Origin of the sequence: Cytobacillus sp. NJ13 (genome assembly GCA_030348385.1) — a bacterium.
Classification (GTDB): Bacteria; Bacillota; Bacilli; order Bacillales; family Cytobacillaceae; genus Cytobacillus.
On sequence record JAUCFP010000001.1, the window covers coordinates 1 to 1710 of the forward strand.

At 54.9% G+C, this 1710-nt stretch carries 1 rRNA gene; it reads left to right on the top strand.

The features are described 5' to 3' along the window. Window positions 1-1710, top strand: a 23S ribosomal RNA gene (locus QUF73_00005); the annotation flags it as partial.

The following is a 1710-nucleotide window of genomic DNA, read 5'->3' on the forward strand; positions in this document are numbered from 1 at the left end:
CGATGTCAGTGGTAGGAGAGCGTTCTAAGGGCGTTGAAGCCAGACCGCAAGGACTGGTGGAGCGCTTAGAAGTGAGAATGCCGGTATGAGTAGCGAAAGATGGGTGAGAATCCCATCCACCGAATGCCTAAGGTTTCCTGAGGAAGGCTCGTCCGCTCAGGGTTAGTCGGGACCTAAGCCGAGGCTGAAAAGCGTAGGCGATGGACAACAGGTTGATATTCCTGTACCACCTCTTTACCGTTTGAGCAATGGGGGGACGCAGGAGGATAGGGTAAGCGCGCTGCTGGATTAGCGCGTCCAAGCAGTTAGGCCGGTAACGAGGCAAATCCCGTTACCACACAGGCTGAGCTGTGACGGCGAGGGAAATTTAGTACCGAAGTTCCTGATTCCACACTGCCAAGAAAAGCCTCTAGCGAGGGAAAAGGTGCCCGTACCGCAAACCGACACAGGTAGGCGAGGAGAGAATCCTAAGGTGAGCGAGAGAACTCTCGTTAAGGAACTCGGCAAAATGACCCCGTAACTTCGGGAGAAGGGGTGCTCATTAGGGTGCATAGCCCTGATGAGCCGCAGTGAATAGGCCCAGGCGACTGTTTAGCAAAAACACAGGTCTCTGCGAAGCCGCAAGGCGAAGTATAGGGGCTGACGCCTGCCCGGTGCTGGAAGGTTAAGAGGAGAGGTTAGCGCAAGCGAAGCTTTGAATCGAAGCCCCAGTAAACGGCGGCCGTAACTATAACGGTCCTAAGGTAGCGAAATTCCTTGTCGGGTAAGTTCCGACCCGCACGAAAGGCGTAACGATCTGGGCACTGTCTCAACGAGAGACTCGGTGAAATTATAGTACCTGTGAAGATGCAGGTTACCCGCGACAGGACGGAAAGACCCCGTGGAGCTTTACTGTAGCCTGATATTGAATTTTGGTACAGCTTGTACAGGATAGGTAGGAGCCTGAGAAGCCGGAGCGCCAGCTTCGGTGGAGGCGTCGGTGGGATACTACCCTGGCTGTATTGAAATTCTAACCCGCGCCCCTGATCGGGGCGGGAGACAGTGTCAGGTGGGCAGTTTGACTGGGGCGGTCGCCTCCTAAAAAGTAACGGAGGCGCCCAAAGGTTCCCTCAGAATGGTTGGAAATCATTCGCAGAGTGTAAAGGCACAAGGGAGCTTGACTGCGAGACCTACAAGTCGAGCAGGGACGAAAGTCGGGCTTAGTGATCCGGTGGTTCCGCATGGAAGGGCCATCGCTCAACGGATAAAAGCTACCCCGGGGATAACAGGCTTATCTCCCCCAAGAGTCCACATCGACGGGGAGGTTTGGCACCTCGATGTCGGCTCATCGCATCCTGGGGCTGTAGTCGGTCCCAAGGGTTGGGCTGTTCGCCCATTAAAGCGGTACGCGAGCTGGGTTCAGAACGTCGTGAGACAGTTCGGTCCCTATCCGTCGTGGGCGCAGGAAATTTGAGAGGAGCTGTCCTTAGTACGAGAGGACCGGGATGGACGCACCGCTGGTGTACCAGTTGTCTTGCCAAAGGCATCGCTGGGTAGCTATGTGCGGAAGGGATAAGTGCTGAAAGCATCTAAGCATGAAGCCCCCCTCGAGATGAGATTTCCCATAGCGTCAAGCTAGTAAGATCCCTGAAAGATGATCAGGTTGATAGGTCAGAGGTGGAAGCGTGGCGACATGTGGAGCTGACTGATACTAATCGATCGAGGACTTAA